This window comes from Nonomuraea sp. NPDC050643 (genome assembly GCF_040654715.1).
Taxonomy (GTDB): Bacteria; Actinomycetota; Actinomycetes; order Streptosporangiales; family Streptosporangiaceae; genus Nonomuraea.
Window position 1 is genome coordinate 28,973 of record NZ_JBFAIM010000053.1, and the last position, 14,270, is coordinate 43,242.

The following is a 14,270-nucleotide window of genomic DNA, read 5'->3' on the forward strand; positions in this document are numbered from 1 at the left end:
TCGCAGAGTCAACCATGATCGTCGCGCCGTGGGGAGTGCGCACGGCGGGCGGTGCCGGCGCTTGCCCGGAGGTCACCGGGGCGGGTCGGTCGCGAGCCAGGCCAGGGCCGCCGTGATCAGGGACTCGACCCCGGCGCGCAGCGTGGGGAAGATCACCGGCGCGAAGGCGGGGGAGTGGTTGCCCGGCACGTCCTCCGTCAGGCGGCCCTCCCGCCTGGCCCGCTCGAACACCTCCGGGTCGGCGCAGCCCAGGCCCCAGAAGACCGAGGGCGCCCCGGCCGCGGTGCCGACGACGCCGAAGTCCTCGCTGCCCATCAGCGGCGCCATGTCCGTCACGCGCTCGGCGCCGAAGCGGGCGGTGAGCGCCCGCCGCACGCGGGCGGTGGCCTCGGGGTCGTTGACGGTCAGCGGGAAGGCGTTGAGGGTGCGGAGCTCGGGCGGGCGCGGCGCGCCCGACGCCTCGGCCTCCGCGCGCACCACGCGTTCGACCCCGTCCAGCAGCCTGCGCCGGACCTCCGGCGAGAACGAGCGGAGGTTGACGGTGATGCTCGCCTCGTCGGCGATGACGTTCTCCTTGTGGCCCGCGTGGATCTGGGCCACGGTCAGCACGGCGCGCTCGAACGGCGACACCTCGCGCGAGACCACGGTCTGCAGCCGCATGACGGTGGCCGCGGCCAGGACCACCGGGTCCACGGTGCGCTCGGGCTGGGAACCGTGACCGCCCCGGCCGTACAGGTGGATCTCGATGCTGTCGGCGGCGGCCAGGATCTCGCCGGGGCTGATGAGCACCGTGCCCGCCGGATAGGGGAAGACGTGCTGGCCGAGCACGACGTCGGGGCGGCCGATCAGGTCGAGCAGCCCGTCGTCCACCATGGCCCGCGCCCCGCCCGCGACCTCCTCCGCCGGCTGGAACAGCGCCACCAGCGTGCCCCGCCAGTGCTCGCGCCCGTCGGCCAGCGCCTGGGCGGCGCCCGCCAGGCACGTCACGTGCATGTCGTGGCCGCAGGCGTGCATGACCGGGATCCGCCGGCCCTCGGTGTCCCGCGTGGTGGCGGTGCTCGCGTACGGCAGGCCGGTCGCCTCCGCCACCGGCAGCGCGTCCATGTCGGCGCGCAGCACCACGGTCGGCCCGTCGCCGTTGCGCAGCACGCCCACGACGCCCGTCCCCCCGACGCCCGGGAGCACCTCGAACCCGGCCGCGCGCAGCCGGTCGGCGGCGACGCCGGCCGTGCGCTCCTCCTGGAAGGACAGCTCGGGATGGCGGTGCAGGTCGCGGTAGAGGCCGGCGAGCTCGTCGCACGCGGCGTCGTCGAGCCCGGCCAGGACACCCTCGGTGGCAGCGGTCATGCGGAAGCCCGTTCCAGTTCGGCGATCTCTCCGGAGAGTGTACGGCGCGCGTCCTCGACCTGCTCGGCCGTGGGCGCCGCCCGGGGGAAATCGCCGGGCAGCCCGGCCAGCACGGCGGTGTAGAGCGCCCTGCGGCGCGGGGTCCGGGCCGGCGGCGGCAGCCGGAACAGGGCCGCCACCAGGCGGTCCACGCTGGCGGTGTCGAAGACCGACTCCCACGCCTGCCGCTCGGGCCCGGCCGCGGCGACCGGCCGAGGTTCGGCGCGGAGCGCCCGCGTGGCCTCCTCGTCCACGACCGGCACGCCGTCCGCGGTCCCGGCCAGCACGACGCCGTACGTGCGCCGCGCCGCCTCCGGGGTGACCACGCCGCGCTCGACGTCGCTCAGCACCGCTTCGAGGTCCCGGGCGTAGGGGTCGCCGTAGCCGCCCGCGCCCGAGGTCAGCAGGGTGACGACGTCGCCGGGCTCCAGGGGCAGCATGTCGATCTTGTAGTGCCGGCGCTCGCGCGGCGTGCCCGCGTTGACGATCAGCTCCGTGGGCGCTCCCGGGCCTCCGCCGCGCACGCCCCAGGGCCGGAAGCACATCCGCTCCAGCCCCCTGGCCAGCAGCTTCGAGCCCTCACCGAGCACCCGGAAGGTCAGCTCGAGCCCGCAGCCGCCCCGCCAGCGGCCCGCGCCGCCCGAGTCGGGACGCAGGCCGTAGGTGAGGATCTCGACCCCGATCTCCGTCTCCACGGTCTCGACCGGGTTGTTGGACAGGTTCGAGATGCCGCTGTCGCGGCCGTCCACGCCGTCCGCGCCCTCGCGCGCGCCCGTCCCGCCCACCATCGGCTCCAGGACCTGGACGTTCTGCCGTGCGCCACGCTGCTCCGCCACCACGACCGGCACCACCAGCCCGCTGGAGGCGGCGGGCAGCACGTGCGGGGCCGCGAGCCCGAGCGCGCCGCCGACCGCGTCGTTGACCCGGCTGGCCGAGGCGTGGCGCACGCCCACGGCCGCCGGCGGCACCGGGTTGACCAGCGAGCCCTCCGGGGTGGTGACGCTGATCGGCGCGATGAGCCCCGCGTTCAGCGCGATGCCCGGGTCGAGCGTGCAGATGAGCGCGAGCACCCGCGTGGTGATCCAGGCGTGCGGCCGTCCCAGCGTCGCGATGTTGAACGCGGCCGCCACCTGCGGATCCGTGCCCGTGAAGTCGAGGTGCAGGTCGCCCCCCGCGAGGGTGGCGGTGACCGACAGCCGCACGGGGATGCCGGACACCGCGTCGTCGTCGAGGTAGTCCACGAACCGGTGGGTTCCGTCGCCCAGGCCCGCCAGCGCGGCCCTGGCCCGGCCGGCCGTGTACGCGACCAGGTCGTCCTGGGCGGCCAGCACCGTCTCCGTGCCGTGCTGGGCGATGACCCCGGCCAGCCGCTCGCCGCCGGTACGCAGGGCGGCGCGCATCGCGCGGATGTCGCCCTGGTTCGCCTCGGGCGTACGGCTGTTGGCCGTGATCATCGCCTCGACGTCCCGGACCGGCACGCCGGCGCGGACCAGCTTCACCGGCGGGATCTGCAGGCCCTCCTGGAAGATCTCGTCGTTGACCGGCGACAGGCTGCTCGGCACCCGGCCGCCGATGTCGGAGCAGTGGATGAACGCCCAGCCGTACCCGATCAGCTCGCCCTCGTGGAAGTACGGCTCGATGAGCTGGATGTCGGTCAGGTGCGTGGCCAGCCCGCCCGACCGGTACGGGTCGTTCGTGATGACCACGTCACCCGGCTCCAGCGGCCCCGCGGCCTCGACGGCGGTCAGCACGTTCAGCCCGACGAAGCCGGAGACGCCCATGCCCTTCGGGTAGGCGACGAAGCCGCCGTCGAGCCCGGCGAAGGCGCAGCAGAAGTCGGCGGTCTCCTTGACGTACAGGGACCGGCTCGTGCGTTGCAGGGTGAGGCACATCTCCTCGGTCATGGCCGCCAGCCGGTTGCCGACGATCTCCAAGGTGACGGGGTCGAGCCGCACGTTCATGCCTTTCTGCGACGGAGGTGGAGGTTGCCCGCGCGATCGACGTCGCCGGACCAGCCGGGGGGCACGACGACGGTGGTGTCGTCCTGCTCGACGATCGCCGGGCCGGTGAACGCGTCGCCGACGCCCAGCGCGGCGCGCAGGTGCACGGCGGCGTCGTGCCAGGCGCCCGCCAGCAGGACCCTGCGGTGGCCGGTGGGGCGGGGCGCGCCCGTGCCCGCCGGCACGGTGACGGACGGCAGCTCGGCCATCGGGCTCACGACGCCGAGCCGGGCGGTGCCCAGCTCGATCGGGGCGCGCTGGTCGCGGAAGCCGTACAGACGCTCGTGCTCGGCGTGGAACGCCTCGGCGACGGCCGCCCCGGCGTCCAGGCGGATCGCGTCGAACGGGCCGGTGCCGTCGGGCGTGACGGGCAGGGGGACGCGGAGCTCGTAGGCCTGGCCGGCGTAGCGCATGTCGGTCGCCGCCGACAGCCGTGCCGCAAGGCCCGCGCCGTGCTGCCCGGCGAGCCAGTCGTGTGCCTGCCGCGACAGCTCGGCGAGCACGTCGGCCAGGCGCGCGGCCCCGGCAGCGTCCAGGGGGCGGCGCAGGCTGCGGGCGAAGTCGCGGCGCAGGTCGGCGCCCGCCGCGCCCAGCGCGCAGAACGTCGCCGCCGTCGGCGGCACCACGACGTGCGCCACGCCGACCTCCTCGGCCAGCATGGTGGCGTGGGTCGGGCCCGCGCCGCCGAACGGGACGAGCGTGAACCGCCGGGGGTCGAGACCGCGCTGCGCCATGATCTTCTGCAGCTCGGTCGCCATGCCGGCGGTCGCCACCCGCAACGCGCCCGCCGCCACCTCCTCGGCGTCCCCGCCCGGGCTCGTGGGGGAGCCCAGAGCGATCTCGGACAGGGCCTTGGCGGAGGCGGCGACGTCCAGGGGCATGCGGCCGCCCAGGAAGGTCGCCGGGTCGATCAGCCCCGTCACCAGGTAACAGTCGGTGACGGTGGGCCGGTCCCCGCCCCGCCCGTACGCGACCGGCCCCGGATCCGCGCCCGCGCTGGCGGGCCCGACCTTGAGCACCCCGGCCCCGTCCGCCCAGACGACGGAGCCGCCGCCCGCCCCGATCGCGTTCACGGCGACGACGGGCAGGATCAGGGGCAGCCCGCCCACCGTCGTGTGGGTGGCCAGGTCGGGCGTGCCGCCGACCGTCACGGCGATGTCGCTGCTGGTGCCGCCCATGTCGAAGGTGACGATGCCGGCGATGTCCGACTCACGCGCCAGCCGCGCCGCCGCGGCCACCCCGGCGGCCGGGCCCGACAGAACGGTCTCGATCGGCCGCTCGGCCGCCGAGCGCAGGCTCATCGACCCGCCGTTGGACGCGCTGATGAAGATCGGCGCCGTCACCCCGAGCGCACGCACGCGCCGCTCCAGCCGGGTGAAGTACTCCTCCATGAGGGGCTGGATGTAGGCGTTGAGGCAGGCCACGAGGGCCCGCTCGTACTCGCGGACCTCCGGCCAGACGGTCGCCGAGGCCGTCACCGGCAGAGCGGGCAACCGGTCGCGCAGGCTCTCCGCGACGCCCTCCTCGAAGGCGGGGCGGGTGTAGCCGTGCAGGACCACGACGGCCGCCGCGTCCGCGCCGATCGCCTCCAGGCGCGCGGCCACCCGGTCGAGGGCGGCGGCGTCCGGCTCGGTCACGGGTTCGCCGCCGGGGCCGAGCCGGGCCGGGATCTCGACGATGCGGTTGCGCGGGACGAGGGGCTCCTCCTTGCCCGCGTACAGGTCGAACGAGGACGGCATGCGGCTGCGGCCGATCTCCAGCAGGTCCCGGTAGCCCTCGGTCACGACCAGCGCGATGCGTGCGCCGCGGCGCTGGATGATGGTGTTCAGCCCGATGGTGGTGCCGTGGGTGACGCCCGCGACCTCCTCGGGCCGCAGACCGGCCCGCACGAGGATGGCCGCCAGCCCGTCGGCGACCGCCAGCGAGGGGTCGGCGGGCGTGCTCGGCTCCTTGTGGTGGACGACCAGCCCGCGCTCGGGCACGACGGCGACCAGATCGGTGAACGTGCCACCGACGTCGATGCCGATCCTCGCCGTCACCGGGCTACCTGACGAGCTCACAATGCCTCCGAGATACGAGCGAAGCGATCGGCCACCACCATCACGACCACGCTCGCGGCCATGAGCAGGGTGGACACCGCGGCCATGGACGGATCGAGCTGGTACTGCACGGCCGAGAAGATGCGCAGCGGCACCGTCGTGGTGTTGGCGCCCGCCACCAGCGCCGTCACGGCCACCTCGCCCAGGGAGGTGACCCCGGCCAGGATCGCGCCCGCGAGGATGCCGGGCCGCAGCAGCGGCAGCGTGACGGTGAAGAACACCCGCACCCGGCCCGCGCCCAGGCTCGTGGCCGCCCGTTCGAGGACCGGGTCGAGCTGGGCGGCGCTCACCATGACCGCGCGTACGACGAAGGGCAGCGCCACCAGCGAATGCGCCAGCCACAGGCCCGGCAGCGAGTTGATCAGGCCGACGCCGTGGAAGTAGTAGAGCAGCCCGAGCGCGATGATGATCTCCGGCACCATCAGCGGCGACAGCGCCAGGCCCGTCAGCAGCCTGCGGCCGGGGAACGAACCCTGGGTCAGGCCATAGGCGGCCAGTGTCCCGATCACCACGGTCGTCGGCACGACCAGCACCACCAGCAGCCCGCTCAGCCGGAACGAGACCTGCCAGTCGGGCGAGCCGAGCACCTCGGCGTACCAGCGCACCGACACCCCCGACGGCGGGAACGCCATCGACCCCGAGGGGTTGAACGAGCTGACGACCAGCACCACGAGCGGCGCGATCAGGAACAGGAAGACGATCGCCGCCAGGACCCCGCCCGCCAGGCGTACGGACCTGTCGTAACCCCGCTCACCCATGCAGCCGCCTCTCCCAGATCCGGAACGCGCCGGCCATCAGCGTCGTGGACACGACGGTCAGGGCGAGCAGCGCGAAGCTCAGCGCCGCCGCCACCGGGTAGTCGAACACCGTCGACACCTGCTCGTAGACGCGGATGCCGGTGAGCGGCTGCGTCACCCCGCCGACCAGCAGCGGCGTGATGTAGATGCCCATGGCCAGCGCGAACACGATCAGCGCGCCGGTGACCACGCCGGGCAGGCTCAGCGGGACCGTGACCCGCAGGAACGTCCTGACCGGGCCCGCCCCGAGCGTCTGCGACGCGCGGTGCAGGTTGCGGTCCATGCCGCCGAGCGCCGTGGTCAGCGGGATGATCGCGAACGGCAGCAGCACGTGGGTGACCGCGACCACGACCGCCGGATAGCTGGTGAGCAACTGGGCGGGCTGGTCGCGCAGCCCCGTCGCGACGAGCGCCTTGTTGACGATGCCGTTGCCCGACAGCAGCACCACCCAGCCGTAGGTGCGCACGACCACGCTGGTCAGCAGGGGCGAGATCACGATGACGAACAGCAGGGTCCGCAGCGTGCCGGGCCGCTGCCGGGCCAACGCGTACGCGGCCGGGTAGGCCAGCAGCACGCACAGCACGGCCACCAGGAGCGCGGTGGCCGCCGTCTGCAGGAGCGAGCCGTAGAAGTACGGCTCGGTGAGGACACGTCCGTACTGGGCCAGGGTCCAGCCGGGGAGGGCGGCGTTGAAGGCGCCGACCGGGCTGAAGCTCAGGCGCAGCAGACCGGCGAGGGGGACCAGGAACAAGGCCGCCAGGAAGACGACCAGCGGAAGGACGTGGACCCAGCCCCGCCGCCGCTCACCCGCCCTCGGCGCGCGGGCCGTGACCGTCCCGCCCCGTGAACCGGGCGTCATCGGGCCTCCGCCTCCTGGCCGGGCCCTGTCTCCAGCGCCTCCTGGGCGAGCCCCGTCTCCAGGACGATCACGTCGGCCCGGTCCCAGCTCGCCACGACCGAGGTGCCAGCGCCCGGCGGGTCCGCCACCCCGGCGCCCGTGTCGGCGATCTGCGCGCTCAGCGTGCGCCCGTTGGCCAGCCGCACCTCCACGTGCCAGGCGTCACCGGCGAAGGCCCGGTAACCCACGGTCCCCGCCGCACTCGCACGGCCTTCGGCCAGAGCGGTCTCGGGCAGGGTCAGGCGGATGCGCTCGGGACGGATCGCGACCACCGCGCGCTCGCCCCGGCGCAGGCGGGGCGCGTCGCCGTCACCGTAGCCGTCGCCGCCGGTCAGCCCGGCGACGACCAGCCCGCCGAGGTCGAGGCCGGACTCCGTCACCGTCCCCTCAAGGACGTTGGCGGCGCCGATGAACTGGGCCACGAACCGTGTCGCCGGCCGCCGGTACACCTCGTCCGGCGTCCCGATCTGCTCGATCCGCCCGCCGTTCATCACGGCCACCCGGTCGGACAGCGCCAGCGCCTCCTCCTGATCGTGGGTGACGAACACCATCGTGGTCCCGATGCGCGCCTGGATGGCCCGCAGTTCGACACGCATCTCCCGCCGCAGCTTGGCGTCGAGGTTGGACAGCGGCTCGTCGAGGAGCAGCACGGCGGGCCGGATGGCCAGGGCGCGCGCCAGCGCCACGCGCTGCTGCTGCCCGCCGGAGAGCTGCTTGGGCCGCCGCTCGGCGTACCCCTCCAGCCCGACCAGGCGCAGCGCCTCCCGCACCCGCTTCTCGCGCTCGGCCCGGTCCAGCCGGCGCACGCGCAGGCCGTAGGCCACGTTGGCGGCCACGGTCATGTGCGGGAAGAGCGCGTAGTTCTGGAACACCATCCCCAGCCCGCGCCGGTACGGCGGCCGGTCGGTGACATCGGCGCCGTCGATCACGATCCGTCCCGCCGCCGGCCGGACGAAGCCCGCGATGGAGTTGAGCAGCGTCGTCTTGCCGCAGCCGCTGGGCCCGAGGATGGACAGGAACTCGCCCTTGCGGATGGACAGCCGGTCGAGGTCGAGCACCCGCGCGCCCTCGTACCCGGCGGCCAGGCCCTCGATCTCGACGTGCCCGGCCTCTTCCTCGCACGTCTCGGTCACCCGAAGATCTGGTTCCACCGCTGCTGCCATTCGTTGAGCTTGGGGGTGGCGACGGCGTAGTCGACCCAGGTGAACTTCTCGAAGACCTCGGGCCCGTGCTCCACCCGCTTCTCGAAGGGCTCGCCGTAGTCGATGGAGTCGTTGCCGGCCGCGTACCAGGTGCCCTCGGCGAACGGCTTCTGGTTCTGCGCCGCCGTGAGGTAGTCGAGGAACTTGGCGGCCAGCTCGCCGTTCTGGCTGCCACTGGCCACGAAGTACGAGGTCAGCGCGCCCACCGGACCCGACTTGGGATACGCGTAGCCGATCGGCGAGCCCGCCTCGGCCATGGCGAAGGCGCGGCCGTCCCAGAAGGGCATGATCCAGGCGTCGCCGTTCTCCATGACGGTGGCGGCGTTGCCCGCGTTGGCCGGGAAGGACGACACGCAGTCCTTGAGCGTCTCCAGCTTGGTGAACGCCTTGTCCACGGCGGCGGGGTCCGACAGCGTCCCGCCGTCACTGGTGACCAGGGCGGAGAAGAACTCCAGACCGGGGTTGTAGGTCAGCGGAGGCAGGGCGATGTGCCCGCAGTACTCCTTGTCGAAGATGTCCGACCAGTCCTGCGGCGGGGTCTTGATCTTGTCGGTGCGGTAGAGGAGACCGGTGGAGCCGGTGGTCAGCGGCACGCCGTACTGCTTGCCCTGGTAGGCCGACTTCCCGCTGAGCACGGGGTCGAGCTCCTTCCAGTGCGTCAGCCTGGCCGTGTCCAGGGGCTGGAGCAGGCCCGCCGACGCGGCCGGCAGTGAGGCGTCGGGGGTGAAGGCGATGACGTCGAAAGGCGGGTTCTTGCCTCCGGCCGCGCGCAGTTTGGTCAGCCATTCGGCGTTGGCGCCGTACACCAGGTTGACCTTGGCGCCGGTGTCACGCTCGAACGGTTCCACGAACGACTTCTTGAACAGTTCGCCCCATGCGCCCGCGAACGCGGTCACCGTGATCTGCTGCTGCCCGCCGGAGCCCGTGCCGGTGTTCGACGAGCCGCCCGTGTCCACGCCGCCGCATGCCGAGAGCGTCAGCGCCAGCACCGTGCCCGCTCCCGCCAGCAGAGTGAGTCCGCCCTTCATCTTTTCCTTCCCATCGGAAACAGCCGGCCAAGGGCGCGGGGCAGGGCACGGCTGAGGGACCGCACTTGCCGCCGGAAGCACCATTCGGCTCGACGACCATGTCATCACCCGGGGCACCCCGCCGCGGTCGGGAGGGTTGCCGTCCAGCAAGCCGGGGCTTAGCACTGGACTCGTGACATAAGCGACTATAACAGTAGGTTTTGTCGAAAATCTCTCTGGGGTAGTTTTCGCCTATTGTACGGTTTCTGTGACTTTTGGACACTTTGGGGTCGAACGCGGGTCAGGCACGGTCATACCGCATGACCATCACCTGGGAGGGACGCCGAGCCCGTCGCGTACGGTGCGGGCGGCGGTGACCATGTTGCGCAGGGCCGACTCGATCTCGGACTGTTCGCGCATCCGCAGCCCGCAGTCCGGATTCACCCAGAGCCGTTCGGGCCGGATCGAGCGGAGCAGCCGGCGCAGCGCCCGCTCCATCTCGCCGGGCTCCGGGACGGTGGGGGAGCGGCTGTCGTACACGCCCGGCCCGACACCGCCCCGCAGCAGGGCGGCGCGGGGCCCGTCCGGCGGCGTCGCGCCGGAGTGGGCCGCCTCGACGCTGGTGACGTCGGCGTCCAGGGCGTCGATGGCGGCCACCACCTCCTGCGACCACGACTGGCAGATGTGCGTGTGCACCTGGGTGGTGTCGGCGATGCCCGAGGTGGCCAGCCGGAACACGCCGACGGCCCAGGACAGGTAGAACGCGCGCTCGGCCTGGCGCAGCGGCAGCAGGTCGCGCAGCGAGGGCTCGTCCACCTGGACGACGCCGATGCCGGCGGCCTCGAGGTCGTGGATCTCGTCGCGCAGCGCGAGCGCGAGCTGCCGGGCGATGTCGGCCCGGGGCAGGTCGGTACGGGCGAACGAGCGGGCCAGCATGGTGACCGGGCCGGTGAGCACACCCTTGACCGGCCGGTCGGTGAGCGACTGGGCGTAGGTCGTCCAGCGCACGGTCATCGGCGCCGGGCGGGAGACGTCGCCGTACAGGATGGGTGGGCGCACGCACTGTGTGCCGAGGGTCTGGACCCAGCCCTCCCGGGTGACGGCGAAGCCGCGCAGCCGCTCGGCGAAGTAGGTGACCATGTCCTCGCGTTCGGGCTCGCCGTGCACGAGCACGTCGAGGCCGAGCCGTTCCTGGAAGGTGATCACGCGCTCGATCTCGGCGCCCACCACGCCCTCGTAGCCGGCCTCGTCGATCCGGCCAGCGCGCAGGTCCGCCCGTGCCCGGCGGACCTGCTCGGAGGCGGGGAACGAGCCGATCGTGGTCGTGGCCAGGGACGGCAGCCGGAAGCTGCGGCGCTGGGCCGCGGATCTGACGGACCGGTCCGCCCGGGGACGGCCCGTCCAGGTGACGGAAGCGCCCGGGCACGGCGTCCACCAGGACGGCGGTGTCGAGCACCTGGTCGTAGAAGGAGAAGGTGCCGGCGGGGATCTGGCCGAGACCGGCCGCGCGCAGGTCCGTCCAGACCGACCGGCGCAGCCGCGCGCCCGCCCGCAGCAGCCCGGCGGCGTCCAGGCGGCCCGCCCAGTAGTCCTCCGTGGCCGTGCTCAGCTCGTGCCGGGGTCCGATGCGGGGGTAGCCGAGCACAGTGGTGCCGGGCACGGGCGATGTCATGACTGCTCTTTCTCGTCGGTGGTCGAGGACGGGCGAGGGCCCGGAGAACCGGGCCCCGCCCGGGTCAGCCGGCCTTGAAACCGGTGACCTCGGTACGGATCCGGCGGGCGGCGGCGACCAGGTTCTCCAGCGAGGCGCGCACCTCGGGCCGGCCGCAGGTCTTCAGCCCGCAGCCGGGGTTGGCCCACAGACGGTCGGCGGGGATGGCGCGGCCGGCCCAGTGGCCCTCGACGGCCATGGAACTCTCCTTCGCGAGTCACGGGAGACCTCGACGGATTCCCGGGGCGAAGGGCGCGACCGCAGGGCGGGCATGAGGCCTGCCCGCGGGTCCGCCCGGCCCGCCCTCGAGGCCGTCGACGTCGCCGCACGCGGGGTGCGCGCGGGCAGTGGCAGGTCTTCGGACTCGTGGGCGTCCTGCTCTTGTCCTACTGGCCGTCGCTTCCCCGGTCTCGTGAGGCCGAGTGCTGATGACGGCGGTCGTTCCCACTCACCGCTGCGGGGCAGTCCCGGAGTCGCACCGGGTTCCCTCTTGCGACGCGTCTGCCTGGCGGGCAGGGCGAACCGACTGCAGCACCCACCTTAGGGCGCGGACGATCCACCGGTGACGTCAGGTCCGGCGAAGGCTGTGAGAGCATGCGGGTGAAGGCGACGGCGGACGAGGAAGCCGGTGCGATCCCGGCGCGGTCCCGCCACTGTGATCGGTGAGCGATCCCCGAGCTGAGGCCACTGCCCGAGGGCGGGAAGGCCGGGGTGAGCGTCGACCCGAGAGCCAGGAGACTCACGCGGTCGCCTCCTCGGAGGATTTGGGGCGGATCTCCCCAAGAGAGGACGGTGACGGCCATGCCGTACGGGGCGCTGCTGCTGCGCGCGCTGTGCGCCGGATACCCGGCCGGGGGCGGGCGTCCCGAGCGACGCGTGCTGGAGGGGCTGGCCGCCGTCGCCCTTCCTGGGGAGCTGACCGTGCTCGTCGGCCCGGCGGGCGCCGGCAAGTCCACCCTGTTGCGCACCATGGCCGCCCTGCAGCCCGCGCTGTCGGGCGAGGTGCTGACCGTCGGGTCGCCTCCCGCGCTCGTACCGGCCGCCGACCTCTCCGCCTGGGAGCGGGTGCCGGCGGCCGACGCTTTGGCGCGGGGGCCGGCGGCCATCCTGCTGGACGAGCCGGCCGCCTCGCTCGACGCCGCCTCCCGGGACGCGTTCATGGACCGGCTGCGGCGGCTGGCCGGGCGGCGTCACCTGGTGATCGTGGCCTCCACGGACGACCTCGCACTCGCGCTGCGCGTCGCCGACCGCGTCTGGCTGCTCGAACCCGGCGGCGCCCTGCGCTCCGAAACCCCGCAGGAGCTGAGACCGACAGGGCCGCCCGGCACGCCGCCCGACGGCGGGGAGCTTCGCTGCGGCACTCCGGCGTCCGAGGGAGGCGGGTTCGCGTCCGACGCCGGCGAGCTCTGCTGCGACCCGGCGTCCGACGGCGGCCTCGGGTCCGACGATGGCGAGCTGTCCTGCGATCCGGTGGTGACCGGGCCGCTGGTCGCGGAGGAGCGCGTGCTTGCCACGGCCGTCGCGGACGTCGGCTCGCTCGGTGGCTACTTCGACCTTGCGCCGCCGGGTGCGGGGGAGTCCGGCGAGGGGGGCTGGCGCCCGCTCTCCGACCTGTTCGCCGGGTCCCCCGCGCTGGCTGCGAAGATCGACGAGGTCGCGGAGCGGCTGGGCACCTCCGAGGCCAGGATCGCCGCGTCCATCCTGTTCCAGGGGCTGGCGGCGCGTCTGTGGTCGCCGCCGTTCGGTGTGGCGGTCGCCCACGGCCTGCTGCTCGACCTCGCCCCGGCCGACCTGTGGTGGCGGCCCGTCCCCAGCGGCCCGCTGCCGCTGCGCACGACCCGCCTGTCAGGGCGGCACGTACGCGATTCAGAGAGGCACGTACGCGATCCCGGGCGGTCGGCGGCCTGGCTCTACCAGCGCGTGGTCACCGGTCAGCTCGAACCGCTGGCCGAAAGCGTCGCCGGGCTCGTCAAGCTGGCACCTGGGCTGCTGTGGGGCAACGCCGCCTCCGCGCTGGCCGGCACCGTCCGCGCCGTGGCCCGGTGGCGTCCGGACCTGGCGGGGACGGCGGCCGGCCTGGGCCGCGAGCTCCTGGAGATCGGACGGCTGCGCGGCACCGGCGTGCTGGCCGAGCCCGCGCCCGCCCAGCCGTTCTTCGTCCGGCGTAGCTGCTGCCTGTACTACCGCCTGCCCGGCGGCGGCAAGTGCGGCGACTGCTCCCTCATCCCCGACGAGGCCCGCCGCGCGGATTGGGCGCGGACGATCCGAGAGGCCGGACAAACCTCGTAGCCGCCTTGGGGCGGGACCGGGGCGTTCAGAGTGCCGGCCGGCGGCGAGCGTTCAGGGTGCCGGCCGGGCAGCGTGCGCTCAGGGTGTCGGCCGGCAGGCCGGCGTGACGGGAACGTCCTGGTGGAGGGCCGCCAGGAGCGGCCACGTCGAGGCGGCCATCTCGGCGGGCGGATGCGGGCAGCCGCGCCGGAGCCACTCGGCGGCCACGCCGATGAGCGCACCGGCGATGAAGGCGGCCGGCACGTCGAGCGGCACACCACCCTCCGAGCCGGCGGGTTGCGGCAGGTCGGCGGATCCCGGCGCGGCAGCCCCGGTCGCGGTGCGGCGGGCAGCGGTGCCAGGGATGGAGGTGCCGGGGACGGTGGTGCCGGGGACGGTGGTGCCGGGGTCAGCGGTCCGGCGGGGGGTGGTGCGGGGGGCGGCGCCTTGGTGGGCGGCGGTGTGGACGGCCTCGGTGATGCGGCGGAGGACGTGGTCGATGACGCGGGCGCTGCCGTGCGGCCCCAGCAGGCTGCGGTAGAGGCCGGCGTGCTCGGCGAGGCTGGCGAAGAAGGACTGCAGCGACCGCGTCGGATCCTGGCCGTGGTCGGCCGGGTCGAGGGCGGGCAGGGACTCGATCAGGTCGTCGATCATGGCGGTGCAGGCGGCCTCGGCCAGCTCGTGCACGTCGCGGTAGTGGTCGTAGAAGGCCGACCGGCTCACCTCCGCGCGCTCGGCGACGTCGGCGATGCTGATCTGGGACAGATCCCGATCCTCGACGAGCCGGATCAGGGTGCGTTGCAGGGCCGCCTGGGTGCGCCGCACGCGCCGGTCGATCCTCGGGGCGTTGCTGTCTCCGGCCGTGACCACGCCTGTCACCCTAGCATCACCCAACATCTGTA

The 14,270-nt window shown here is 73.9% G+C and carries 11 protein-coding genes, 1 pseudogene and 3 riboswitches; of the genes and pseudogenes, 1 reads left to right on the forward strand and 11 read right to left on the reverse strand.

Annotated elements, in window-relative coordinates; all coding sequences use genetic code 11:
- Window positions 1-72: 72 nt before the first annotated feature.
- From AB0I15_RS46680 to AB0I15_RS46725, 10 genes and pseudogenes are all read right to left on the reverse strand, one after another.
- Entirely contained in the window at window positions 73-1,347 is a 1,275-nt protein-coding gene (locus AB0I15_RS46680) for an amidohydrolase (RefSeq protein ID WP_358111782.1), read from the reverse strand.
- Window positions 1,344-3,347: a hydantoinase B/oxoprolinase family protein gene (locus AB0I15_RS46685; protein WP_358111785.1), complete on the reverse strand. Its 2,004-nt coding sequence runs from the start codon at window positions 3,345-3,347 to the stop codon at window positions 1,344-1,346. Before AB0I15_RS46685 ends, AB0I15_RS46680 begins: the two co-directional genes overlap by 4 nt.
- Window positions 3,344-5,425, reverse strand: a complete 2,082-nt coding sequence (locus AB0I15_RS46690) for a hydantoinase/oxoprolinase family protein (RefSeq protein ID WP_358111788.1) — start codon at window positions 5,423-5,425, stop codon at window positions 3,344-3,346. Before AB0I15_RS46690 ends, AB0I15_RS46685 begins: the two co-directional genes overlap by 4 nt.
- A 17-nt stretch (window positions 5,426-5,442) precedes the next feature.
- The gene (locus AB0I15_RS46695) at window positions 5,443-6,243 is read right to left on the reverse strand and encodes an ABC transporter permease (RefSeq protein ID WP_358111791.1); all 801 of its coding nucleotides are present in this window, start codon (window positions 6,241-6,243) and stop codon (window positions 5,443-5,445) included.
- Window positions 6,236-7,141, reverse strand: coding sequence for an ABC transporter permease (locus AB0I15_RS46700; protein ID WP_358111794.1), 906 nt, complete (start codon window positions 7,139-7,141; stop codon window positions 6,236-6,238). The genes AB0I15_RS46695 and AB0I15_RS46700 overlap by 8 nt, the downstream gene beginning before the upstream one ends.
- On the reverse strand, window positions 7,138-8,331 hold the full coding sequence (locus AB0I15_RS46705) for an ABC transporter ATP-binding protein (RefSeq protein ID WP_358111796.1): 1,194 nt from the start codon (window positions 8,329-8,331) through the stop codon (window positions 7,138-7,140). The genes AB0I15_RS46700 and AB0I15_RS46705 overlap by 4 nt, the downstream gene beginning before the upstream one ends.
- Window positions 8,310-9,410, reverse strand: coding sequence for an ABC transporter substrate-binding protein (locus AB0I15_RS46710; RefSeq protein WP_358111799.1), 1,101 nt, complete (start codon window positions 9,408-9,410; stop codon window positions 8,310-8,312). Before AB0I15_RS46710 ends, AB0I15_RS46705 begins: the two co-directional genes overlap by 22 nt.
- A gap of 56 nt (window positions 9,411-9,466) precedes the next feature.
- Window positions 9,467-9,588, reverse strand: a riboswitch (SAM riboswitch).
- Between the two features lie 128 nt (window positions 9,589-9,716).
- The gene (locus AB0I15_RS46715) at window positions 9,717-10,730 is read right to left on the reverse strand and encodes a hypothetical protein (RefSeq protein WP_358111984.1); all 1,014 of its coding nucleotides are present in this window, start codon (window positions 10,728-10,730) and stop codon (window positions 9,717-9,719) included.
- Between the two features lie 124 nt (window positions 10,731-10,854).
- Window positions 10,855-11,061 (reverse strand): annotated as a pseudogene (locus AB0I15_RS46720) (hypothetical protein); the annotation flags it as partial.
- 64 nt (window positions 11,062-11,125) lie between these two features.
- The gene (locus AB0I15_RS46725) at window positions 11,126-11,299 is read right to left on the reverse strand and encodes a hypothetical protein (RefSeq protein ID WP_358111802.1); all 174 of its coding nucleotides are present in this window, start codon (window positions 11,297-11,299) and stop codon (window positions 11,126-11,128) included.
- A 132-nt stretch (window positions 11,300-11,431) separates the two neighbouring features.
- Window positions 11,432-11,642, reverse strand: a riboswitch (cobalamin riboswitch).
- A gap of 74 nt (window positions 11,643-11,716) precedes the next feature.
- Window positions 11,717-11,841: riboswitch (cobalamin riboswitch) on the forward strand.
- 60 nt (window positions 11,842-11,901) lie between these two features.
- On the opposite strand from AB0I15_RS46725, the gene AB0I15_RS46730 reads away from it, so the two are divergent.
- Entirely contained in the window at window positions 11,902-13,389 is a 1,488-nt protein-coding gene (locus AB0I15_RS46730; RefSeq protein ID WP_358111987.1) for an ATP-binding cassette domain-containing protein, read from the forward strand.
- 78 nt (window positions 13,390-13,467) lie between these two features.
- Here AB0I15_RS46730 and AB0I15_RS46735 read toward each other — a convergent pair whose 3' ends face one another.
- Window positions 13,468-14,238: a TetR/AcrR family transcriptional regulator gene (locus tag AB0I15_RS46735; protein ID WP_358111805.1), complete on the reverse strand. Its 771-nt coding sequence runs from the start codon at window positions 14,236-14,238 to the stop codon at window positions 13,468-13,470.
- Window positions 14,239-14,270 lie beyond the last annotated feature (32 nt).

Coding starts and splice junctions, on each gene's coding strand:
- AB0I15_RS46680 (WP_358111782.1), bottom strand. CDS start 1,347: ATGACCGCTGCCACCGAGGGTGTCCTGGCCGGGCTCGACGACGCCGCG.
- AB0I15_RS46695 (WP_358111791.1), bottom strand. CDS start 6,243: ATGGGTGAGCGGGGTTACGACAGGTCCGTACGCCTGGCGGGCGGGGTC.
- AB0I15_RS46685 (WP_358111785.1), bottom strand. CDS start 3,347: ATGAACGTGCGGCTCGACCCCGTCACCTTGGAGATCGTCGGCAACCGG.
- AB0I15_RS46700 (WP_358111794.1), bottom strand. CDS start 7,141: ATGACGCCCGGTTCACGGGGCGGGACGGTCACGGCCCGCGCGCCGAGG.
- AB0I15_RS46730 (WP_358111987.1), top strand. CDS start 11,902: ATGCCGTACGGGGCGCTGCTGCTGCGCGCGCTGTGCGCCGGATACCCG.
- AB0I15_RS46725 (WP_358111802.1), bottom strand. CDS start 11,299: ATGGCCGTCGAGGGCCACTGGGCCGGCCGCGCCATCCCCGCCGACCGT.
- AB0I15_RS46710 (WP_358111799.1), bottom strand. CDS start 9,410: ATGAAGGGCGGACTCACTCTGCTGGCGGGAGCGGGCACGGTGCTGGCG.